Genomic DNA, 22,882 nt, shown 5'->3' on the forward strand with positions numbered 1-22,882 from the left:
GACTTGCTATAACGCAAAAAAGCCCCGCTGGACGAATCCAGCGGGGCCTTTCTTTGCTCAAAGAGAGTTTACAATAGTACTGTTTCCACAACAGATTTGGCAATTACTTTACCGCTCAACTCACGTAAGGCAGCCGCAATACCATCGGCATCAAAGCCGCACTCTTTGTATAGTTCGTCTTGCGTGCCGTGCTCCACCACTCGGTCCGGAATGCCGAGGCGGCGAACCGGCATGTGATACCCATGGTCGGCCATGAACTCCAACACGGCGGCGCCGAAACCGCCTTGCAAGCAGCCATCCTCTACCGTCACTAACGCTTGATATTGCTGGCAGATAGTGTGGAGCAGTTCTTCGTCCAGGGGCTTGCAAAAGCGCATATCGTAGTGGCCGGGGTTGATGCCCTCACTCACGAGTTTTTGCGTTGCTTTCGTGGCGTAGTTGCCGATGTGGCCGATGCTGAGCACCGCTACTCCTTGACCCTCGCGCACCACCCGGCCTTTGCCGACCGTAATTTTCTTTAGGGGCTTGCGCCACTCCGGCATCACGCCTTCGCCGCGCGGGTAGCGGATACTGAACGGACCGGCGTTTTCGGGCAGCGTAGCCGTGTACATCAGGTTGCGCAGTTCTTCTTCGTTCATCGGGGCCGACACCACCATGTTGGGAATGCAGCGCATGAAAGCCAAATCGTAGCAGCCATGGTGCGTCGGGCCATCGGCGCCTGCAAAGCCTGCCCGGTCGAGGCAAAACACCACGTGCAGGTTTTGGAGAGCCACATCGTGCAGCACCTGGTCGTAGGCGCGCTGCATGAACGAAGAGTAGATGTTGCAGAACGGAATGAGGCCCTGCGTAGCCATGCCTGCCGAGAAGGTTACGGCGTGCTGCTCGGCAATGCCCACATCAAACGCCCGCTTGGGCATGGCCGCCATCATCAGGTTCAACGACGAGCCCGAGGGCATAGCCGGCGTCACGCCCATGATTTTGTCGTTCTGCTCGGCCAGCTCGATCATGGTGTGCCCGAACACATCCTGATACTTCGGTGGCTGGGGCGTCGAGTAGGTTTTCTTGCTGATTTCGCCCGTTACTTTGTCAAACAGGCCAGGAGCATGCCACAGCGTTTGGTCTTTTTCAGCTAGTACATAGCCCTTGCCCTTCACCGTCACGCAGTGCAGGATTTTGGGGCCCGGAATGCTCTTGAGGTCGTTGAGGATGGTGGCGAGGTGCTGCACGTCGTGCCCATCCACGGGGCCGAAATAGCGGAACTTCAGCGCCTCAAACAAGTTGCTTTGCTTGAGCAGCGTTGCCTTCATAGCCGACTCCACCTTACGGGCAATCTGCTGCGGGTTGGGTCCGAATTTCGAGAGCTTGCCTAACACGTTCCACAGCTCATCGCGCACTTTGTTATAGGTGCGGGAGGTGGTAATGTCGGTGAGGTATTCTTTGAGCGCGCCCACGTTGGGGTCGATGCTCATGCAGTTATCGTTGAGGATAACCAGCAGGTTGGAATTGGTGACGCCAGCGTGGTTGAGGGCCTCGAAAGCCATACCAGCCGTCATGGCACCGTCGCCAATAACCGCAATGTGCTGCCGGTCGAATTCGCCTTTGTAGTCGGAAGCTACGGCCATGCCGAGGGCGGCACCAATGCTGGTACTGCTGTGTCCTACACCAAAAGCATCGTACTCACTTTCCTTGCGCTTCGGAAAACCCGACATGCCATTGTAGCGGCGGTTGGTTGGAAACCGGTCGCGGCGGCCCGTCAGAATTTTGTGGCCGTAGGCTTGGTGGCCCACATCCCACACCAGCTGGTCGTAGGGCGTATTGAAAACGTAGTGCAGTGCTACGGTTAGTTCCACTACGCCAAGCGAAGCGCCGAAGTGCCCCCCGTAAATCGAAACCGTATCAATAATGAACTGACGTAGCTCCTGGCTCAGTTGAACCAACTGATCGTGGCTGAGCTTTTTCAGGTCGTCGGGCGAGTCTATGGCCGCCAGCAATTCACCAGGTTCGACAATCATGTATAAAGGAAGCAGATGGGAATAAAGTAACAGCCAATAAGCTAGAAAGGTTAATATACCCCCGGCTGCTCGTTGCGTACGATACCCAAAGTTACGGGTTTTCTGTTTGAGCGGTTCAGCTCACATGTGGTTTGTAAACTGGGTCGACCCGCAACTAACACGCCAACACAACAACTTTCCGTTAGGTACCTAGCAAAAGCACAGCGCGTAAATCGTTCTTAATTACCGCTTCTTTAACGCCCTGCCTGCTATAATACCTACTTTTGACCTACAATTCCTGCGCATTCCCATGCCTCATCCCTCTGCTGAGCAACAAACTGAAGACCAACAACTCCTGGATAAGCTTCGCCCCTCGCGGATAGTCTTGCCGGTGCTGATTGGGCTGAGTGTGGTTGGATTTATGTTCTGGCGCAGCTACAAACCCGGCGACTTGGCTCCCTTAGCCAACGCCAAACCGCTCTGGCTTCTCCTGATGCTGGTGGTGCTGGTAGCCCGTGATGCTGGCTACGTTTACCGCATCCGCTACCTCACCCAACGCGTGCTTAGCTGGCGAGCATCCCTAGACGTCATTATGATCTGGGAATTCTCGTCCTGCGTGCTGCCGTCGGCGGTGGGCGGTACTGCCGTGGCTCCCCTGCTCTTACATAAAGAAGGTATTCCGCTCGGCAAATCAGTGGCCTACATCATGGCCACTGCCATGCTCGACAACATGTACTATATGCTGACCGTGCCGCTGGTGGTATGGATTGGGGGTGATGCCCTGTACCCGCACGAAGCCCTGCAAGGCGGCTTGGTAACCACGCTTCGTATTGGCTTCATTACCAGCTACGTATTCGTGAGCTTGTACGCGTTGCTGATGATGTATGCCATTTTCTTCAACCCGCAGTCGGTGAAGCGGCTGCTGGTACGGCTGTTCTCCATTCGTGGCATTCGTCGTTTTCGGAGCAAGGCCTACAAAATGGGCAACGAAATGGTGCTGGCTTCTGCTGAGCTACGCGGCAACGGCTGGGAGTATTGGCTGCGGGCATCCCTGAGCACGGCCTTTGTCTGGACCGCTCGTTACCTGGTAATTGGCTGCCTGATTTCGGCCTTTATTGATGTGACGTGGCCGGAGTTCTGGCTGATTTTTGGCCGAAACCTGACGTATAAAGTTATTCTGTTGATTGCTATTACGCCCGGCGGCGCGGGCATTGCCGAAGGGGCTTTTCCTACTTTTTTCGGCAAGTTCATCGGCACCCCCACCATGACCAACTTCATGGTACTACTCTACCGCCTCGTTACGTACTATATGTACCTAGTACTCGGCGCCGTGTTCTTGCCCCGCTGGATAGCGCGGATATTCGGTCCGCGCAAAGCGGAAACAGTTATGCAGTCGTAGCGGGCAGCCCTAGCTCACGGTGCTTGTTACCAACAGTGCTACCGGAATTCATAGTCAATAAAAAAGCCTTTCCACCGTGGTGGAAAGGCTTTTTGTTTCTACTAAAGTGTAGCGGCTGTCAGTGTTACTCTTTTTCGAGGCGTAGTTCAGCACCTTCAGCACTTTTCAGCGTCAGTTTGTCGTCCGTGAGGGTAACTACGCTGAACGAGTTGCTGGTAGTCGAGCCATCGGGAGTCATGGCAATGGTTTTGCCGGCCTGGTCGAAGGTGTATTTGCCGTTTACGGCACCCTGGGGCGAGGTCATATTGTACTGGCCGTTGGCGAAGAAAGTGATACGCTCGTCTTCCTGAGTATCGGTTTGCTTCACTTTGTCGCCGGTAGCATCCAGTTCCTTGTCTGTTTTCCAGATCTTGCTTTCTGTGCCGTACAGCATATTTACGCCTTCTACTTTGCCTTCTTTGCTACCGCAGGCAGAAGTGAACAGCACCAGCAGCATCAACAGGCTGGCCAAATAGCGAAAGGGAGAGGGCATCGTTTTCATGAGATGTGCGAATTGGTTGAAATTGGGAGAGAGTACAACATCACCGCAAGGCACAAGCCTATGCGGTCTTGCGCCTCTTACGGCGGGTTTCTGTAAGATGTTCAGCTTTACTACGGTTAAGTTAACCTAGGCAGAACTTCTTGTCTGCACCAGCGTATGAGGCCTGACACCGTGGCCATCAACTGCACACAGATGAGCTGCGTTCTGCTTTCACCATTAACCAACGCACGACCATGGGACTGTTTGATTTTCTCTCGAACGAAGGCGAAAAAAAGCCCGTACAACCTGCTGCTGCGGGCGGAGCTACCGATTTCTTTGGCAACCCTGCCCAAGCTACGCAGCCCGCTGCTGCCCAAGGCCAGACCTACACAGTGGTAAGCGGCGATTCGCTGTCTAAGATTGCCAAGAACCACTACGGTGATGCTGCCAAGTGGCACCAGATTTACGACGCCAACAAATCCATCATTGGCTCCAACCCCGATCATATCGAAGTAGGCCAAGTGTTGACCCTACCGAAAATCTAGAGCATTTCACTCTTGGATATATTATAAAAGTCGCTCCACTTCAGGAGCGGCTTTTTTTACGCCTTTATTTTCCGGAAATAAGCTCCTGTATGAAGCACTTAGCATAGAGACAAGGCGGAGCAATAGTATCTCCTAGTCGCTCGTTATTTATTCGCCATGCGTTTATGCAACTGATTTTCAACTATATCAGCCATTGCATTCATCCAATTTCATCTAGTAAAAATCAGCTGATCGAAAACAAAAAATAGTTTGCGTTTGTATTGCGTATATCAAATCTGGTTTTACATTTGCATCACCAACCAGGTACTCCCCCGCTTCCGGTGGGGCAGTTTTTCAGAATTTATACAGAAGTGGCGAGAGAACAGGCTCCCTGACCCACTGGCAACCTTCGTTGACGCGAAAGGTGCCAATTCCTGCCCGACCCGGTATTTACCGGCGGGAGAGATAAGTTGAGTACCATGAAAAATAACTCGAATTCCGCCTTCTTCTCCCCATCTGCTCAAGCCGCCTCACGCGCCGGTTTGCCGATGGGTTTTCGTGTTTCGTCTGCCGCAGCTCCGGCCCCTCGAATGCGAATGCGCTGCTGTTGTAGCGCCTGTTGTTGCTGTTGTTAGTCGTCTGACGGCTCCGGCACCCCTCCCCTTTTTGTTGCCCGCTTAGCAGCACCGGTACGCCTTAGGCCCCTGTGCTACATTCTGCCACCCCTACGCTAGCGCGTTCGGCTGGTGCAGGGCACACCTCACCGCACGTTTTTGTGTTGTTGATCAGCAAGTTACATCTCCCTCTTCCTACCATACACTCTCAAATCAACAGTATCATGTCTGCTCCAACTCCTCATTTCGAGACTCTGCAACTCCACGCTGGCCAACAGCCTGACCCCACCACCGGCTCGCGTGCTGTTCCCATTCATCAAACCACTTCCTACGTCTTCAAAAGCGCAGAGCACGGGGCCAACCTATTTGCGTTGAAGGAGTTCGGCAACATCTACACGCGGTTGATGAACCCCACCACCGACGTGTTCGAGCAGCGCATTGCGGCCCTCGAAGGTGGTGTCGCGGCACTGGCAGTATCATCGGGGCAGGCGGCGCAGTTTATTGCGCTCAACAACATTCTGCAGGTTGGCGACAACTTTGTGAGCACCTCGCACCTGTATGGCGGCACTTATAATCAGTTCAAAGTAGCTTTCAAACGCTTGGGCATTGAGGCCCGCTTTGCCGACGGCGACAAGCCAGAGACTTTTGAGGCGCTAATCGACGAGAAAACCAAGGCCATCTACTTGGAGACTATCGGCAACCCAAGCTTCAGCATTCCGGATTTCGAAAAAATTGCAGCCATTGCTGAAAAGCACGACTTGCCGTTGATAGTAGACAACACGTTCGGCGCGGGTGGCTACTTGTTCCGCCCGTTGGAGCACGGAGCACACATCGTAGTGGAATCGGCAACGAAATGGATTGGTGGCCATGGCACCAGCATCGGTGGCGTGATTGTGGACGGCGGCAAGTACGACTTCGGCAACGGCAAGTTCCCGCAGTTCACGGAGCCGAGCGAGGGCTACCACGGCTTGGTGTTCAACGATGTGTTCGGCAAAGGCGGACCGTTTGGCAACATTGCCTTCATTATTCGGGCCCGGGTAGAAGGCTTACGTGACTTCGGTTCGTCGCAGAGCCCGTTCAACTCCTTCCTGCTGCTCCAAGGTCTCGAAACGCTGAGCTTGCGGGTGGAGCGTACCGTGGAAAACGCGTTGCGTGTTGCCACTTGGCTGGAGCAGCACCCGCAGGTAGAAGCCGTTAATTATCCTGGCTTGAACAGCAGCCCGTACAACAAGCTGGCCCAGAAGTACCTGAAGCGCGGTGCGGGCGGGGTCCTCACCTTCGCCATCAAAGGCAGCAAGGATACGGCTACGCATTTTATCGATAACCTGAAGCTGGTTAGCCACTTGGCAAACGTGGGCGATTCTAAGACGCTCATCATTCAGCCTTCGGCCACTACACACCAGCAGCTGTCTGAGCAGGAGCAACGCGCGGCGGGCGTAACGCCAACACTGCTGCGTTTGTCGGTAGGCATCGAGCACTTCGAAGACATTCAGGCTGATTTGCAGCAGGCCTTCGATGCGGTGCGCAATGCTGCGTCGGTGGATTCGGCTGACGCTTCGGGCGACAAATTGCCGGAACAGGAAGTGGAACACGCTGCCGTGCTGGAAGTCTAGTGAGAGGGTAGGCCCTGCCGGTCGTGAGAGGACGGCGGGGCACTTCCAGCAGGTGCAGTACGTGGGTGGAACAGCGGTTTTTTTGTGAGAGAGGGAGCCGCTCCTTCCATCCCACAATAGCGCGGGTTGAGCTGTTTCGGCTCAGCCCGCTAGCTATTTGTAGTGATGCGCTGCCGGCCCATTCACTTGCTGCAAAGTCTATATAATCATCCCGTAGCACTACGGGCCTTCCACCTAGCGTGCTACCCTCGAACAGCAACCAATGCCTGACCTTGAAAGCTTCCGCCTACCTAAGCCTCTGCCGCTGGAAAGCGGCGAAGTGCTAACCGGCGTGGAAGTCGCTTACCATACCTTCGGCACGTTGAATGCCACGCGCGACAACGTGGTGTGGGTATGCCATGCCCTTACCGCTAACTCCGATGTGCTCAGCTGGTGGCCGGGGTTGTTCGGACCCGAATGCCATTTTGATCCGGCCGATTGGTTTATTGTGTGTGCCAATATAATAGGCTCTCACTACGGCAGTACCAGCCCCCTTTCGCCGGCTCCCGAGACGGGTTTGCCCCGCTACGCACAATTTCCGCTGCTCACCATCCGCGACATGGTAGCTGCGCACGAAGAGTTGCGCCAGCACTTGGAACTAACGCAGATTCACACGCTGATTGGCGGCTCCCTGGGCGGCCAACAGGCGTTGGAATGGGCCATCCAGTTGCCCAACGTCTTCGAGAACTTAGTGCTCTTGGCTACCAACGCACAACACTCGCCTTGGGGCATTGCCTTCAATGAAGCACAACGCCTCGCCATCTTCGCCGACCCTACTTATCACCACGCCACACCCGAAGGCGGAGCCGCAGGATTGCGAGCGGCCCGCGCCATGGCCTTGCTCAGCTACCGCAGCTACGGAGCTTATGCGGAAACCCAAGCGGAACCCACCGACGAAAAGCTCGACGACTTTCGGGCCAGCGCTTACCAGCAGTACCAGGGTGATAAGCTAGTAGCGCGCTTCAACGCTTATACCTATGTGGCGTTGTCGCGGGCCATGGACTCACATAACGTAGGGCGCGGACGCGGTGGGGTTGCAGCAGCGTTGCGCCACGTACGTGCCCGCACGTTGGTGGTAGGCATCAGTTCTGATGTGCTGTTTCCACCCGCGGAGCAGCAACTGATAGCCCGCCACATTCCGGGCGCCCTGTACGCCGAAATGGACTCTCGCTTCGGCCACGACGGCTTCCTGATTGAAACAGCTCATATCACGCACCTATTGGAGCGCTTTCATGCCTACACGTTCGCGCATTAATTCTGTCCGCGACCAACACATACATCCCTAGCGACTTTCTCATGAACCCTACTGTCCCCCGTTCTACTCACCCTACCCGCTCGTTCTCCTTTGCGGGAGGCTTGGTGTTGCTGCTATTGCTGCTGGCCGGATGTGGAGGCGCGGGCAGTGAGACCAAAAACACACAGCCCGACACCATTCGCCTGGACTACGCCTATTACAATCCGTTGAGCCTAGTGCTGAAAGAGCAAGGCTGGCTGGAGAAAGACCTAGCCAAGCAAAACATTAAGGTGGAATGGGTGCTCAGCCAAGGCAGCAACAAGGCGTTGGAGTTTCTGAACGGCAGCAGCATTGATTTCGGCTCGACAGCTGGCGCGGCTGCCCTCATTGGCAAAGCCAACGGCAACCCATTGAAGGCCATCTACATCTACTCGAAGCCTGAATGGACGGCGCTGTGCACCGGCCCAAAATCCACCATCAAGTCGGTGGCGGATTTGAAAGGCAAACGGGTGGCCGCCACGCGTGGCACCGACCCGTACATCTTTTTGCTACGCGCCCTCGACCAAGCGGGGCTGAGTGAGAAAGACATCGAGTTGATTCCGCTGCAACACCCGGACGGCCGCGCCGCCCTCGAAAAAGGCGACGTAGACGCCTGGGCCGGCCTAGACCCGCACATGGCCAAGGCTGAACTGGAATCAGGCGCTCAACTCTTCTACCGCAACGCCGACTTCAACAGCTACGGCGTGCTGAACGTGCGGGAAGAGTTTGCCAAGCAGCATCCGGCCCTGGTAGACCATGTGCTAGCTGCTTACGAACAGGCTCGCCAATGGGCCGTTGCGCACCCCGCTGAACTTAAAAAGACGCTGGCTACCGAAGCCAAACTCAGTGAAGCCGTAGCGGCCAAGCAACTAGAGCGCACCGATCTTACTAGCATTTCCTTCGGCCCGTTGCAGCGCAACACCATTTCCGCAGCCGGCGACGTGCTCAAGAAAAGTGGTGCCATCGACCAGAATGTGGATATCAACCAAACCGTCAGCAACCTGATTGATACCCAATTCGCCGACAAAATAGCACCAACCAAAGCCAAGGCTACTGCAGCCAAGTAACCGCTCTTGTCGTTCAGCCCTTTCGCGCATCAAGTGAGGCTAGGAGTGACAATGCCCAACCACCGTTCATGTCTGATTCTTCATCCATTTACGCGCCAACAACTGCTGCACCTACCCCAGCCGTAGTTAGCGCCCCTGTTGAGCAACCTATTGCCGCACGTACACCGGGCCGCTGGGGGTGGCTGCGGGGAGCCGTACTGCCAGCAGTGTTACTGCTGGTCTGGGAGACTTTGGCCCGTACCGGAGTATTGCCACCCAACCTGCTGCCGGCGCCCTCTCGTGTGCTGGCTACCATCTGGCAGATGGCTCTCACCGGCGAATTGTGGGAGCATTTGGGTATCACGCTATGGCGTGTAACGCTGGGGTTTGTGTTAGGTGGTGCCTTAGCCACTGTGTTTGGAGCCCTCACCGGTTATTCACGCACCCTCAACCAGTTGCTCGACCCCTTGCTGCAAGGCATCCGCAATATTCCGTCGTTGGCTTGGGTACCGCTTTTCATTCTTTGGATGGGCATCTACGAAACCTCGAAGGTGGTGCTAATTGCCGTGGGCGTGTTCTTCCCAGTGTACCTCAACTTGATGAGCGGCATTCAGGGTGTGGACCGCAAATTGGTGGAAGTGGGCCGGGTGTATCGGTTGTCGGGGCTGCAACTGATACGGCGCATCTTTATGCCTGCCACACTACCTGCCTACTTTGTGGGGTTGCGTAGCGGCTTGGGCCTAGGGTGGATGTTTGTGGTAGCCGCAGAAATAATGGGCGCCAATAAAGGCCTCGGGTTTCTGCTGGTTGACGGCCAAATGACGGGCCGCCCCCAAACCATCTTGGCCAGCATCCTACTCTTCGCGGTGCTCGGGCAGCTTACCGACGCCCTTCTATCCTTGCTCAGCCGCCGCCTGCTCCGCTGGCAAGATACACACGGGAGGTAACGGGCGTCCCTAACGCCCCTATTATTCCTCATTTTCTTACGCCTACCTCCAGCATGTTACGCATCGACCATATAAGCAAGCAGTTCGGGCCAGTAGTGGCACTCGACAACGTAGGCCTGCATGTGCGGCCAGGCGAAATCGTGACTCTGGTTGGGACGAGCGGCTGCGGCAAAAGCACACTTCTGCGCATTGTAGCGGGGCTTGATGTGCCCACCAAAGGCCGGGTGCTAATCAACGAAGAGCCCATTACGGCTCCTCACCCTGCAGTAGGCGTCATTTTTCAGGAGCCCCGCCTGATGCCGTGGCTAACGGTGCGCCAGAATGTACGGTTTGGTATTGCCAACCTACCGGACGCCGAACAGGAACAACGTACTACGGCCGTGCTGGAGCGGGTAGGCCTTACAGCCTTTGCCGACGCTCTGCCCCGGCAGCTTTCCGGCGGCATGGCACAACGGGTTGCCATTGCGCGGGCCTTGGTAGCCCAACCGTCGTTGCTTTTGCTCGACGAGCCATTTAGCGCCCTCGACCCGTTCACGAAGATGAAGCTCCAGGACCACTTGCTGGAAATATGGTCGTATGACCGGCCGACTCTGCTGCTGGTCACGCATGACATCGAGGAAGCCTTGGTGCTCTCCGACCGGGTGGTCGTGCTACGCGGCCACCCCGGCCGCATCCACCAAACCCTGAGCGTGGACCTACCCCGTCCGCGGCGCCGCACCGACCCCGATTTCCAGCAGTGGAAGCAACGCTTGCTTGATGCCCTTGATGTAACTACCGACGAGCCGTTGCTTGCTCATCACGCCTAACAGTTCTTTTTGAAATCCTCTCATATGATAGCTGACAAACAAACCCTGCGCATTGGCCTGATTGGTTTTGGCTGCGTAGGGCAAGGCCTCTACGATATTCTAGAACAACGCCCAGAAGCTGGTTTCGAGGTAGCCCGTATTGCGGTTAAGAATCCGACGAAGGAGCGCAGCCTGCCTCTGAGCCGGTTCGATTTCCACGCCGACGACTTATTGCAAGACCCAACGCTGGATGTGTTAGTAGAGGTGATTGATGACCCGACAGAAGCATTCCGCTTGGTGAGTGAGGCGCTGCGCCAGGGGCGGCGGGTGGTTACGGCCAACAAGGCCATGCTGGCCCGCCACCTACCCGAGCTCGTGCAACTGCAGCGGGAGTCGGGAGGCAAGTTGCTGTATGAAGCGGCCGTCTGCGGCAGCATTCCCATCATCCGGACGCTGGACGCGTATTTCGGTGAAGAATCGTTGCGCAGCGTAACAGGTATTCTCAATGGGTCGTCGAACTACGTGCTGACGCGTATGGGCGAAGAAGGCTCCGACTACGCACCGGCGCTGGCTGAGGCACAAGCCAAAGGCTTTGCCGAAACCGACCCCACGCTGGATATGGGCGCGTTTGACCCGCGCTCCAAAGCTATTATTCTGGCCGCGCACGCTTATGGCACGTTCTTGCAGTCCGAGGAGGTACTAAATCTGGGCATTGAGCACATCAGCGCCGTAGATATTGCGTTTGCCGCTGCCTTAGGCCGCAAAATAAAAGTGGTAGCTGGTTTGCAGCGCTTGTCTGATGGCCGGGTAACGGCCTTGGTTACGCCGCTGATGGTAGCGCCTACCTCTCCGCTGTATTCCGTGGACCACGAGTTCAATGGCGTTTTAATTGAGGCCGACTTTGCAGGCGAGCAGTTCTTGCGTGGCCGGGGTGCCGGCGGGCACCCCACTGGCTCGGCCGTTTTGGCTGACTTGGCCGCTATTCGGCAGGGCTACTCCTATCAGTATCCCAAGCTAACGGCTTCACCCCTCACGTATGCCACTGATTTGGAGTTGGAAATCTACCTGCGCACCGACGAGGACCGGTTGATTGACGCACTCGACTTCAGTGAAATTTCCGAGGAAGCTGATGAGGATGGCTACGTAGTAGGCTATGTTGCCCTTTCCAACTTACTGCGCGTGAAAGACCTAATTCGCAAGTTCGGGGCCTTTGTGGTGCGCACCGGCGCGGTGCGGCCTCTCACCTCGGCGGCTTCCGCCGTAACTCAGGAAGCTAGCCTGTAGTAATAAACAACTTGCCCAATAAAAGCTCGGCCTCGTAGCGGGCAGATGACGTGTAAAGCCTGTCATCTGCCCGCTACGAGGCCGAGCTTTTACTGGGCAAGTTGTTCTATAGCTGGCTCCTATTCGAACAGCACCCGAACAGTGGGCAGGCTTTTAGGTTTCAGATAATACACACCTGCTCTCAGGTCTTCGCGGCGCACCAATTGGGTAGCTGTTTCCCACCGGAAACGCCGCACCACTCTGCCCGTTGCATCAAGCAGTTCAACTGACTGTGGTTTGAACACCGTGCCGGCGGGCGTTTCAAGGTACACTTCATGGGCAGCTGGCACCGGATACGCCTGCAAGGCACTGCGTTTGGTTGAAGCGGCGGCAGCGGCACTCAACACAGTACCGGGCTGGCCTAAGCTGGGTCGTAGAAAGTCGCGCATGGTCCAGAAAGCGGTGTCAGCGTAAGCCAGACCAGCGGCAGAGGTGTTTTCGAACGGAATATGGCCGGCGCCGCGTAGGGTACGCAATGTGTTTCGGACGCCTACTGCGCTAGCACGTGGGTTTAGCAAACCACTGCCCACCACGTATTTCGGTGGTAGCGAAGAGCCAATCCGGCCTTTGAAGTAGGGCACTACCGCATCAAGGGTGCCATGTACGCTGCACAGCGGCACATTGCCGGGCTCGATGTAGGTAGCACTTTCGGTGGCACCACTCAGGTTGAGTACCGCCAGCACCGCGCTGCTGTACCCTGGGTTACCGCTTTGGCCTTCCACCCCACCCATAGCCGCAATATCTACGTAGGCAGGCACTTCGCTGTCTTTGTCAAGGTAGCCAACTTGCAGCGCCGCAAAACCTCCCGCCGACGAGCCGCCGACTATAATGTAGCGAGGATCAACGCGGTACTGACGCGTAGTAGCCGCGTCTCGGCGGAAAAAACGCACGGCAGCTCGCATATCCTGCATGCCTCGGATGGCAGCTCGGGCGATGTTCACAGTGTCGTACGGCAAGAACAACAGGCGATAGTCGATACTAGCCGTAACGTACCCAAGACGGGCCAGGCGCCTGCATACATCAACCATGTACTGGTCGGTGCGGGCGCCCGCAACGAAGCCGCCCTGATGCGCAAAAATGATAACCGGGCGCCGACTCACAGTATCGCCAGTGGGCTGGTAGATGTCCATGGCCAGCGCCTGCGTGTTGCCCGTGAACGTGACGGCAGAGCCATACACCACGTTGCTCGTGACCGTTACGTTCGAGAAGATAGGCTGGTAGTAGCGGCCGCGGGTGGTATCAATCTGACCAACGACGGGCTGTACGAAGGCGAGCAATACCCCCAGGAAGATGGCAGCTTGGAAGAACTTTTTCATATGCTGAGGTTATAGAAGTTGAATTCAAAAGCGGGTGCTACTATAGTATGTTTCATTGGCTGGCCATTAAGCTGCTCTTGCTTTGTTGGATACACTTCGAGACTCACTTCTACAGCTCCCATATAAGCACACTGTCTTCGGCTTACGAACAAAACGAAACTCACGACGCTCTGCATCTCAGCAAGAGTATGCTGCTTGCTGAGGTAGCCGCCCAGCTTTAGTCAATACCAGCACATCAAAGCATCGAACCACAAACGACTGGTTTTCAGCATTCTGCTATTGCATTACGCGAAAATTTTATTGACTGAGTTCGATTATACCTTATTGCAAGAAGACACCAAGAGAAGTAAAGAATGACAAGCTCTTGCACTGAAATTGATTATCCATATACTGGAATTTGAAACGCATTTTAGGGCTATCTTGGAGAAGCGTGGCCAGTAATTTCTACTTACTTTCTTTTCTGTTTAATCTTCAATCGCCTTTCTTTTTTTATATTTGACCATGCTTGCTTTTTTTCGGACTTCTCCTGCTTCTTGGCTGTTAATTCTCTTTGGCATTTTGCCATCAACTGCTTTCCAGTCTGCCGGGGCCGAAACTGTAGCTGCCGACTACCAAACGTTGGTAGAGGCTCAGCAGAAGTTTGCTGCGTATGGGCGGGAGCACAGCATTAAGGAGTCTTTCACTAAGTTTTTGCCTGACGCGTACCTGTTCCGCGACGACAAGTTTGTGCTTGGTGGACCTTTCTACGCCGCTCAATCCGAACGCCCCGGCCGCCTAACTTGGCGGCCCACGTACGCACGTATTGCAGCTAGCGGCGACTGGGGCATCACAACGGGACCAGTGGAATTTCATCCAAACACCGCAGCCGAACCGCCAGTGGGCTACGGCAACTTCGTGACGGTGTGGCAGAAGGATGCGTCGGGAACCTGGCAGGTAGCCTACGATGGGGGCATCAGTTATAGCACCCCCGCAGTCAACCCAGATATCGTGCATCCGAAAAAGTTTGCCGTTAAGCTGCGGACAACCGCCGACACAGCCACCCTCCGCAGCAGCCTGCAGCAGGCCGAAGCGGCCTTCACTGCGCGGGCCCAAAGCGGCATGCAGCAAGCCTATACCACAGTGCTGCCCGAAGCAGGAAGTGACTTGCAACTGCTACGCGAGAAGGTGGTACCCTACGTAGGTCCCGCGGCGCGGCGCCTAGCAACCGAACCAGGACCGGCAGTATCTTTTCGGCCGTTTCAAGCGGGGGTAGCTGCTTCGGGAGAAGTAGGCTACACGCTGGGTTATCTGGACGTGAAAGAACAACACGGGCATTACCTGCGCGTGTGGCAACGGGAAGGCCGACAGTGGAAGCTGGCGCTGGAGCTACTTTCTGCGGAATTGTAGCCTACTCCCCTACTCAGTATATGGCCTGGAGGCGCTATGTTTGCGGCCTTCTTCATAAGCTGCCGTATGCCTACCACCGCTCCCGCTCCACTCCGCCCCGGCGACCAGATTGCCATTGTGTGTCCCGCTCGAAAAGCCTCACACGAAGAATTGGCTCCTGCCGTAGCGATACTGGAAAGCTGGGGCTTACAGGTTGTCTTGGGTGCTAGTACCAACGTGGCGCATCATCAGTTTGGCGGCGACGATGAAGTGCGCCGCCAAGATATCCAAGCTCAGCTTGATAACCCTGCTATTCGGGCCATTATAAGTGCCCGCGGCGGCTATGGCACCACGCGCATCATCGACGCACTGGATTTTTCGCGCTTCGCCGAAGACCCGAAATGGGTGGTTGGCTTCTCTGATATCACTGCTCTCAATTGTCATTTGCTGGCGCTTGGCCACCAAAGCATTCATGGGGTGATGCCGCTATTTTTTCAGCTGCCCGGTGGCGAGTACTCTCTGGAAAGCTTGCGACGAACGTTGTTTGGTGAGCGTATTTCCTATCAGATACCCCCCCACGCTCTCAACCGTTTTGGTACTGCTACCGGCGAACTAATTGGTGGCAACCTGAGCCTGCTTCAAACGCTCACCGGTACGCCGTCCGACGTTTCTATGGCTGGGCGCATCCTCTTTATCGAGGACATTGACGAGTACCTGTATGCTATTGACCGCATGATGGTGCATTTGGAGCGCACGGGCAAGCTCCGCCACTTAACCGGGCTGCTCGTGGGCCACTTCACCAATCCGCAAGACAACACCGTTCCTTACGGCCAAACGCCCAACGAAATCATTCAGCACTACGCCAACAAGTACGCTTTCCCGGTCGCCCACAACTTTCCGGTTGGGCATGAGGCGCAGAACGTAGCGCTAATATGCGGACGCGAAGCCCGCCTGACAGTGAATGCGCAGGGGGCACACCTGGCATACGTGTAGCCACCAGCACCCCTGCTAGCCTGTGCCGCGGACTGGTACTGGCCCTGGCTACCGTGGTTCCAGCAAGCTATTCAGGCCTTCCCTTTCGAACAGCAGCTTGCCTATTTTCAAGCTCGACCAGCCCCGTTGCAGCCGGTAAGAAAACACCGGTAAGCCATCCTGCAGCACACACTCGATGCAGTAGGTGCTGATGCCGTTATCTTCGGGAAGTTGCTTTTCCAGCTGAAGCAAATGAGTGGAAACCAGAAACGAGGAGTGGTGGAAGCCTGCCAACCCCCGCACGGTGGCACTGGTGATTTCCAGCGCGTCGTCCACGTTAGTACCCCGAAACAGCTCGTCGAAGATGGCAAACGTGCGGCCGACACCGTGTGCAGCGTGCAACACCGACTTCAGGTTCTGGATTTCGGCCATGAAGTGGCTGTACCCATCTCGCAGGCTGTCACGCAGGTTGATGGCAATCAGGATGGAATGAAAGAACGGCAGCGAGCAACGAACGGCCGGTACCCCTATGCCAGCGTGGGCCAAGTACACGCAAACACCTACTGCTTTCAGCAAGGTGGATTTGCCCGACATGTTCGGTCCGGTGAGCACCACCACGTTTTCTGTGGGGCTCAGTATCAGTGTGTTGGTAACTGGTGCTTTGAGCAGCGGGTGGTAGAAGTCTTCTAACAACAGGCCTTCTTCCCGAAAATTGGGAAAGGTTAGCGCGTGAAGCTGAATACCTTTTGCTATCGACCAATACGCTTCAAACAAGTGGAAGGCTTCCCAAAACTCGGCTATTATCTCTGGCCCAACCGCCTGAAGCTGCTGCGCAAACCGCACCATCAGGGCCGTTGAAAAGCTATCTTCCTGAATAGCCCGGTTGGCATCTTCCAAACTGAAGCGTTCCATAAACCGCACGAGTACCAGCAACTGAGGGCGAAAGCCAACAGGAAATGCTTGGGGGTCGAGTTTGTGAAGATAATGTTGCTGTAGGCGATGCAGAAACTGAATAACCTGCACGTACCGCGCACGGCTCTGATAGCGCGCCTCTTCGGAGAGCAGCATGGTTACAGATGCCCGCAGCCGGTTGACCTCGAGCGTAATTCGGCCACTGCTCACGTCCTGTAGAAAGGCTCTGACCTCTCGAAGCTGAATTTTTGGGTAAGAGAAGTTTTCTAGTACCGACCAATTTGCCAGGAAGCCCCGCAGGATGTCTTGCTTTTCCACCACCAGGGCCGCAGTAGGCGGCAACTCGTACAACAAACGACAAACGGCAGCTTCCGCTTCTGCACTGTGCGTGAAGTTGAACAGCGGCAACAGCTCCGCTTCAATCTGTAGATCCTCAACGTGTAGCATAGAGCAGGCAGCAAATAGACAGGGCTTCTAAACGCAAAAAGCCACAGCAACTTGTATTACTTGCGCATCATATTGCAGCCACGGCTTTTCTGTAGTGAGTTGCCTTAGATGTAGGTTAGCAACTCACTATCCTAGACTTCGGCAGCGGCTGGACTACGGCTTTGCATCCATTTGTTTAGGCGCATTTTTCTCGGCTGTAGCGTGCAGAAAGCGCAGAACCGTTTCGTTGAACAGCGCTGGGTTTTCTTGGGGAGCATAGTGGCTGACCTTGGGCAGAATAACCACTTGTGCGCCCGGAATGCTTTCAGCTAGCAGCCGGGTATGGGCTTCTTTGATGATGTCTTTCTCACCGGCTAGCACCAACACGGGCGCTTTGATGGCGTGCAGTTGGGTAGGTGTTAGCTGTGGATAGTGCAGCAGCATGGCTGTTAGCCGGTGTGCTCGTTTGAACTTGCTGCTAAATGGGGCCACTAGTGCTGAGAGGTAATACATCTGCCGCACTTCCTTCAGCATTTTGGCATCTATGGAAGTGGTGTCGGCGTACAGATTGGCGCCCATGGTAACTAGACTACGCACCTGCTGCGGATAGCGTAGGGCCATACTTAGGCCGGTGTTGCCGCCGTCGCTCCACCCCACAATGTGAGCGGCCGGCAAGCCTAGCTTATCAAGTAGCGCGTGCATGTCGTCGGCAAACAAATCATAGGTAAGCTTACCGCTCGTGTGCCCCGACTGGCCCTGGTCGCGCGTGTCAACGGCAATGACGCGGTACTCTTTCGCTAGGGCTTCTATCTGGTTCATGAAGCTGCTTATTGATTCGCCGTTGCCATGCAAAAGCAAAAGCGGTTCTCCCTGGCCGTAGGCTTCGTAGTAAAGCTTCACGCCATTCACGGTGGCATACTGCCCAGCCTTCGGGTTCCGGCCGTAATGAATGATACCGCGGCCTTGTACTGCCAGAAAATGGTTGCCACTAGGTTCAGTTCCAAGTTGGCGCGTGAAAGCAGGTACCGGCGCGCTTTGCTGCCACCCCACGGGCAAGCCGGTGGCGGTCAGCGGAGTCGGGTCTTCGAAAGTGGCATTAACCAGCGGTACGGTTTGCCAGTCGTCTTTTGAACGGGCTACCTCCAGTTTGAAATCGTCAAGCGAAAACTTCCCGTTCATGTAGTAGCCCGCAAATACGGTTATGCTATCGGCTTGCTTGTCTAGCTTTCCGGCTACCGAGTAGGTTCTCCACTTGTTGGCCACGGCGTTGTCGCGCATGTACTCGAAGGAGCCGGAGCGTTTGTCGGTTCTCTTTACCGACGCTAACAGCCACGCATGCGCCTTATTCGACTGGACCGTATCCACTTTTATGCGGGCTGATAGCCGGTAGGGCAAACCCGCATACGGTTTCACATCAACTTTCTGGTATATCCCCTGCGACACAGACACCTGGCTACCTACTTGTGCCGATGCGGTTAGGCTCATCAGCAAGGCCAGCAACATAAGTACGGCACCCTTTTGTATATCCATAATGCTACCTATAGAATACCAGTAACGCAAAAAGCACCAGTAACTTATGTTACTGGTGCTTCTTTGTACGATGCAGCTGATACTTTTTGCAGGTAGCGCCGCTACTTACTCGCCGTAAATCGTTTGGAGCACGGTTTGGCCTACCGCTTTGAGCGTGCGTTTGTCGATGACGCTCATGTTGTCTTGGGTGGTGTGGTGGTAGGCCGGGAAGGTTTCGTCGCCGACCGGCATGGTGTCGATGATGTCGATGGTGCGCACGCCAGCGTTGTTGGTGAATACGTGGTCGTCGGTGATGCCGCTCATGTCACGGAACAAGAAATAATCAGAATAGCCGAGTTGCGCGCCCAAATTCCACACCTTGTTCACCACGTCGCGGGCCTTCTCCAACGACTGGCCTTCACGGCTGAACTTTGCGCCTTTGGCTCCCACCATATCCAGCAGAATCCCGAAGTTGGGTTTGTAGTTGGCCGGCATCGTGTTTTTAGCCCAATACTGAGAGCCCAGGCACCAGCTAGAACCACCTTGCGCCTCTAGGTTAGCGAGCTGGTTTTTCAGCTCGCCTTGGGTGCTGGAGTCGTAGCCGTAGTCTTCGGCGTCAAACAAAATGAAGTCCACCCCCACGGCGGGCGTTAAGCTGTCGGGTTGGGCGGCTAACAGGCGAGCCATTTCCAGCGCAATGCCCACGCCGCTAGCTCCATCCGAAGCGCCATCCAGGGGAGCATTCTTGTTGGTTTTGTCTTTGTCGGCGAAGGGACGGGTATCCCAATGCGTGAAGATGGAAATCCGCCGCACCGCCGCCGGCTGAAATTGGGCCACAATGTTGCGGCCTTTCAACATTTTGCCATCAAAGGCCATGGCCTCAAATGGCTGCTCCTGCACCGACAACCCGTAGCTCTTGAACTCGTCGATAATCCAGTTGCCCGTTTTTATGTGAGCGGGCGAGTTAGGTACTCGGGGGCCAAAAGACACTTGCTTGGCCACGTAGGCGTAGGCTGAATCGGCGTTGAATGCTGGAGCAGCGGTTAGTGGCTCTTGCTCCGGCCCGGAAGTTTCGGTGGTGGTATTCTTGTTGTCGAAGCAGCCAGTGAGAAGCAGGGCCGCCAGCACGGCGGGAGCAAAACGAAAGAGTTTCATTGAAAAAAGACTGGTAAGGCAGTAGCGCGAAGCTCCAGCTTCGCGCCTCGTTGAACGAGTCCGGTTTGCATCGTTGCCACGTCCACCGTTCAACGATACGCGAAGCTGGAGCTTCGCGCTACTGCTCTAGCGCCTCTATTCCTCGCTGTAGGCCCACTCGACACCCGCTTTGGTGTCTTTAATGACGATACCTTGCCCCTTCAGTGCGGCTCTGATTTCGTCTACTTTGTCGTAGGCTTTGGCAGCTTTTGCTTCGGAATAGAAAGTAAGCGTCAAGTTAAGAAGCTGCTCGGCATTGGCCCGAGGCTCATCCACCAAGCCCAACACATCCGTCACCAGCGTGCGGTAGGCAGTTATGGCTTCGGTTAGGGCAGCTTCACTTATTTGCGCTAGTGTGGCGGGGTTGGCGGCATAGCCATTGAACTTACGTAGCAAGTTGAACAGGCCAGCCACGGCGCGAGCGGTGTTCAAGTCGTCGTTCAACCCGATAAACGTGTCCGTTATCAGCTTGCGCAGTTCTGCATCGGCCTTCTCGGTGTCGGTGGCGCGCTCGGTGTTCTCAGGCAGCGCCAGCTTTTCCACTTGCCGCAGGCCGTTCATCAGCTTGCGGTAGCCTTTGCGCGCCGCTTGCAGCGCATCATCGGTGATATCAATGGTGCTCCGATAGTGGGCTTGCAGCAGGAAGAAGCGCACCGTCATGGGCGAATAGGCCTGCGGCAACGAGGCGTTGCGGCCCTCAAACAGATCGGTGATGGTGATGAAGTTGCCAAGCGACTTGCTCATCTTCGCTCCGTTCACCGTAATCATGTTGTTGTGCATCCACACCTGCGCTTCGTTGGTAGGATGGTTGCAGGCTTGACTTTGGGCAATTTCGCATTCGTGGTGCGGGAACATTAAGTCCAAGCCGCCGCCGTGGATGTCGAACTCGGCGCCGAGGTATTTGCGGCTCATAGCTGAGCACTCCAAGTGCCAGCCCGGAAAACCTTCGCCCCAGGGAGAAGGCCACCGCATAAGGTGCCGCTCATCGGCCCGCTTCCAAAGCGCGAAGTCTAGGGGGCTGCGCTTTTCCTGCTGCCCCGCCAAGTTGTCGCGCGAGCCAGCTAGCAGTTCCTCCACCACGCGGTTGGAGAGCTTACCGTAGCCCCGGCCGGCTTCATTGTAAGCGGGCACATCAAAGTACACCGACCCGTTCACTTCGTAGCCGAAACCATTGGCCACGATTTCCTGAATCATCTCAATCTGCTCGATGATGTGGCCACTGGCGCGAGGCGTAATATCAGGTGGCAAGCAACCGAGAGCTTCCATGTGGCCCTGGTAGAGGTTGGCATACTGCTCGGCCACTTGCATGGGCTCCAGCTTTTGGGCGCGGGCCCGCTTGCTGATTTTGTCTTCGCCCTCGTCGGCGTCGCCTTCCAGGTGGCCTACGTCGGTGATGTTGCGCACGTAGCGCACGGTGTAGCCTAAGTGGCGCAAATAGCGCGTCAGTACATCAAACACCACCGGTCCGCGCGCATTTCCAACGTGCGCCTCGCTGTACACAGTTGGTCCGCAGAGGTAAACGCCCACGAAAGGCGCGTGCAGGGGTTCGAAGGTGGCTTTGCGGCGGGTAAGCGTGTTATAAAGCGAGAGTGTGGGCAGCATTCAGCAAAAGTATCACGGATTTCAACGGATTTATTGGATTACGCGGATTTCCTGCACGTAGGCTGTTCCTGGTAGCAGTAATGTAAGCAAGCTGAAAACCGCTTTGAAGGCCTGAATTTTAGCGTTTTCAGCTGATTTACTACACAACTAAGTTTATAACCCAATTCTAAAAGCACAAAAGCTTCCCAGTACAGTATATAAAGTTCAATCGGTAGTTTTAGATGTACAGGTTGTAGTATAAAACCTTAGCTAGAACAGCCAAGATGGTGAATCTAGGCCGGGCCCTTTGCGAAAGCATGCCACAACATCACATGCGTCTTGCCAGCACGAAGTAAGAGCAGCCCGAGTACTACCAAAAGTCAGGTAGGAGACTACACTATATGCAGCTACTTTGTCTTTGCGGGCAAGTGATAAGTAGCCGTGGTAGGATAGTGGTCGGAGTACGGAATTTCGTAGTGCACCCAAAAGTCATCTACCTGCCACTCGGGGCCAGCAAACTGGTTATCGATGCGCACGAAAGGCAGCTTGCCGTTGTAGGTGGGCCCGACACCGTTGCCCACAGTAGCCCAGGCGTTCTGGAAATCGTCGGCGAGTTGGTCATAGCTGTAGCTGTAGGGCAGGTCGTTGAGGTCGGCGCACAGCAGCAGTGGGTACGGACTGCGCTCGAAGCGCCGGGTAAGCGTATCGACCTGCCAGCTGCGGGCTACCATGCCGCGCTTGAAGCGACGCAGAAGACCGAGCCCTTTGCTGCGGAAGCCGGCTTTGCTGGAGTAGCTGTCCACGATGTCTTTCTCATCGAGGCTCATGCTTTGCAAATGGAAGTTGAATACCCGAATCGTATCGGCATTGGGTAGGCGCAGGTCAACCCACATAGCATGGTTTTGGGAGAGTTTGCCAAACTTAACGGTACCCCGCCGCAGGATTGGGTAACGCGAGAAAATAGCCATCCCGAACTCTGCGCCTATGCTGTTGGTAAGCGTTCTGGACAAGAAGCCTTGCCGCCCACTTCGCGCTCCTATCCGCTCGAAGCTGTTGAATACGTCTTTCTCCTTGCCGGTAGAGGTGCGCGGCTCGTTGTAGAACTCTTGCAAACAAATGATTTCCGCTGGGCTTTCGGCTACCCATTGAATCATACTGCGGGAAGAGGCCAAGCCAGCGTTGCGCAATTGCGGGTACACGTTGAAAATACGCACGTTGGCCGACAGCACCCGAACCCGCAATCCGTCCTCTTTGGCGGCGGGTGCCACGCGTAGCGGGTGCAGCGCCACGCCCCGCTGGAAATGGGGCCACGTGAGCACCGCTACCAACAGCGGCAATGCCGCCACCCGCCAGTTGCGCAACAGCCAGTACGGCACGGCCAGCAAATTCAAGCCTAGTGCAACGGGCAGCGTGAGGGCCCCAAAAGCTGCCGGCCAGAACGTGTAGGCGGGCACCTGCACACAGGCAATGGCTACAAGCAGCCACCCGATAATTAGCAAGGTGCAGGTAAAAGCAAACGAACGACGCACAGCA

The 22,882-nt window shown here is 55.6% G+C and carries 18 protein-coding genes and 1 riboswitch; of the genes, 10 read left to right on the forward strand and 8 right to left on the reverse strand.

Features of this window, described 5'->3' with window-relative positions; translation table 11 throughout:
- Positions 1-68: 68 nt before the first annotated feature.
- A complete protein-coding gene (dxs, locus tag MTX78_RS20150; protein WP_243797783.1) occupies positions 69-2,012 on the reverse strand; it encodes a 1-deoxy-D-xylulose-5-phosphate synthase in 1,944 nt (647 codons plus the stop codon).
- Positions 2,013-2,301: 289 nt separating this feature from the next.
- On the opposite strand from dxs, the gene MTX78_RS20155 reads away from it, so the two are divergent.
- Positions 2,302-3,390: a lysylphosphatidylglycerol synthase transmembrane domain-containing protein gene (locus MTX78_RS20155; protein ID WP_243797784.1), complete on the forward strand. Its 1,089-nt coding sequence runs from the start codon at positions 2,302-2,304 to the stop codon at positions 3,388-3,390.
- A gap of 124 nt (positions 3,391-3,514) precedes the next feature.
- Here MTX78_RS20155 and MTX78_RS20160 read toward each other — a convergent pair whose 3' ends face one another.
- Positions 3,515-3,922, reverse strand: coding sequence for a hypothetical protein (locus tag MTX78_RS20160; RefSeq protein WP_243797786.1), 408 nt, complete (start codon positions 3,920-3,922; stop codon positions 3,515-3,517).
- Positions 3,923-4,164: 242 nt separating this feature from the next.
- Here MTX78_RS20160 and MTX78_RS20165 point away from each other — a divergent pair, with 242 nt between their 5' ends.
- From MTX78_RS20165 to MTX78_RS20195, 7 genes are all read left to right on the forward strand, one after another.
- Positions 4,165-4,455 carry a LysM peptidoglycan-binding domain-containing protein gene (locus MTX78_RS20165; RefSeq protein WP_243797788.1) on the forward strand — a complete coding sequence of 97 codons (291 nt, stop codon included), beginning with the start codon at positions 4,165-4,167 and terminating at the stop codon, positions 4,453-4,455.
- A gap of 337 nt (positions 4,456-4,792) precedes the next feature.
- Positions 4,793-4,906: riboswitch (SAM riboswitch) on the forward strand.
- A gap of 366 nt (positions 4,907-5,272) precedes the next feature.
- Positions 5,273-6,661 (forward strand): O-acetylhomoserine aminocarboxypropyltransferase/cysteine synthase family protein, encoded by a 1,389-nt coding sequence (locus tag MTX78_RS20170; protein WP_243797790.1) that lies wholly within the window; start codon positions 5,273-5,275, stop codon positions 6,659-6,661.
- Positions 6,662-6,923: 262 nt separating this feature from the next.
- Positions 6,924-7,955: a homoserine O-acetyltransferase family protein gene (locus MTX78_RS20175; RefSeq protein WP_243797792.1), complete on the forward strand. Its 1,032-nt coding sequence runs from the start codon at positions 6,924-6,926 to the stop codon at positions 7,953-7,955.
- Positions 7,956-7,996: 41 nt separating this feature from the next.
- A complete protein-coding gene (locus MTX78_RS20180; RefSeq protein ID WP_243797793.1) occupies positions 7,997-9,040 on the forward strand; it encodes an aliphatic sulfonate ABC transporter substrate-binding protein in 1,044 nt (347 codons plus the stop codon).
- Positions 9,041-9,108: 68 nt separating this feature from the next.
- Positions 9,109-9,966 (forward strand): ABC transporter permease, encoded by an 858-nt coding sequence (locus MTX78_RS20185; protein ID WP_243797795.1) that lies wholly within the window; start codon positions 9,109-9,111, stop codon positions 9,964-9,966.
- 53 nt (positions 9,967-10,019) lie between these two features.
- Positions 10,020-10,772, forward strand: a complete 753-nt coding sequence (locus MTX78_RS20190; RefSeq protein WP_243797796.1) for an ABC transporter ATP-binding protein — start codon at positions 10,020-10,022, stop codon at positions 10,770-10,772.
- Positions 10,773-10,796: 24 nt separating this feature from the next.
- Complete coding sequence (locus tag MTX78_RS20195; RefSeq protein ID WP_243797798.1) at positions 10,797-12,035, forward strand: homoserine dehydrogenase; 1,239 nt, start codon at positions 10,797-10,799, stop codon at positions 12,033-12,035.
- Between the two features lie 119 nt (positions 12,036-12,154).
- Here MTX78_RS20195 and MTX78_RS20200 read toward each other — a convergent pair whose 3' ends face one another.
- Positions 12,155-13,390 carry an alpha/beta hydrolase gene (locus tag MTX78_RS20200; RefSeq protein ID WP_243797800.1) on the reverse strand — a complete coding sequence of 412 codons (1,236 nt, stop codon included), beginning with the start codon at positions 13,388-13,390 and terminating at the stop codon, positions 12,155-12,157.
- Positions 13,391-13,891: 501 nt separating this feature from the next.
- Between MTX78_RS20200 and MTX78_RS20205 the strand changes: the two genes are divergently transcribed.
- Both MTX78_RS20205 and MTX78_RS20210 read left to right on the forward strand, forming a co-directional pair.
- Complete coding sequence (locus MTX78_RS20205; protein WP_243797802.1) at positions 13,892-14,776, forward strand: nuclear transport factor 2 family protein; 885 nt, start codon at positions 13,892-13,894, stop codon at positions 14,774-14,776.
- 66 nt (positions 14,777-14,842) lie between these two features.
- Positions 14,843-15,748 carry a S66 peptidase family protein gene (locus MTX78_RS20210; protein WP_243797803.1) on the forward strand — a complete coding sequence of 302 codons (906 nt, stop codon included), beginning with the start codon at positions 14,843-14,845 and terminating at the stop codon, positions 15,746-15,748.
- Between the two features lie 48 nt (positions 15,749-15,796).
- Here the strand turns inward: MTX78_RS20210 and MTX78_RS20215 are convergent, their stop codons facing one another.
- From MTX78_RS20215 to MTX78_RS20235, 5 genes are all read right to left on the reverse strand, one after another.
- Positions 15,797-17,086 (reverse strand): MutS-related protein, encoded by a 1,290-nt coding sequence (locus MTX78_RS20215; protein ID WP_243797805.1) that lies wholly within the window; start codon positions 17,084-17,086, stop codon positions 15,797-15,799.
- Between the two features lie 153 nt (positions 17,087-17,239).
- Positions 17,240-18,595 carry an alpha/beta fold hydrolase gene (locus MTX78_RS20220; RefSeq protein WP_243797807.1) on the reverse strand — a complete coding sequence of 452 codons (1,356 nt, stop codon included), beginning with the start codon at positions 18,593-18,595 and terminating at the stop codon, positions 17,240-17,242.
- Positions 18,596-18,700: 105 nt separating this feature from the next.
- Positions 18,701-19,729 carry a M28 family peptidase gene (locus tag MTX78_RS20225; protein WP_243797809.1) on the reverse strand — a complete coding sequence of 343 codons (1,029 nt, stop codon included), beginning with the start codon at positions 19,727-19,729 and terminating at the stop codon, positions 18,701-18,703.
- Positions 19,730-19,864: 135 nt separating this feature from the next.
- The gene (gene cysS / locus MTX78_RS20230) at positions 19,865-21,370 is read right to left on the reverse strand and encodes a cysteine--tRNA ligase (protein ID WP_243797810.1); all 1,506 of its coding nucleotides are present in this window, start codon (positions 21,368-21,370) and stop codon (positions 19,865-19,867) included.
- 386 nt (positions 21,371-21,756) lie between these two features.
- Positions 21,757-22,878 (reverse strand): endonuclease/exonuclease/phosphatase family protein, encoded by a 1,122-nt coding sequence (locus MTX78_RS20235; RefSeq protein WP_243797812.1) that lies wholly within the window; start codon positions 22,876-22,878, stop codon positions 21,757-21,759.
- Positions 22,879-22,882 lie beyond the last annotated feature (4 nt).

It is taken from the genome of Hymenobacter tibetensis, assembly GCF_022827545.1.
Lineage (GTDB): Bacteria > Bacteroidota > Bacteroidia > Cytophagales > Hymenobacteraceae > Hymenobacter > Hymenobacter tibetensis.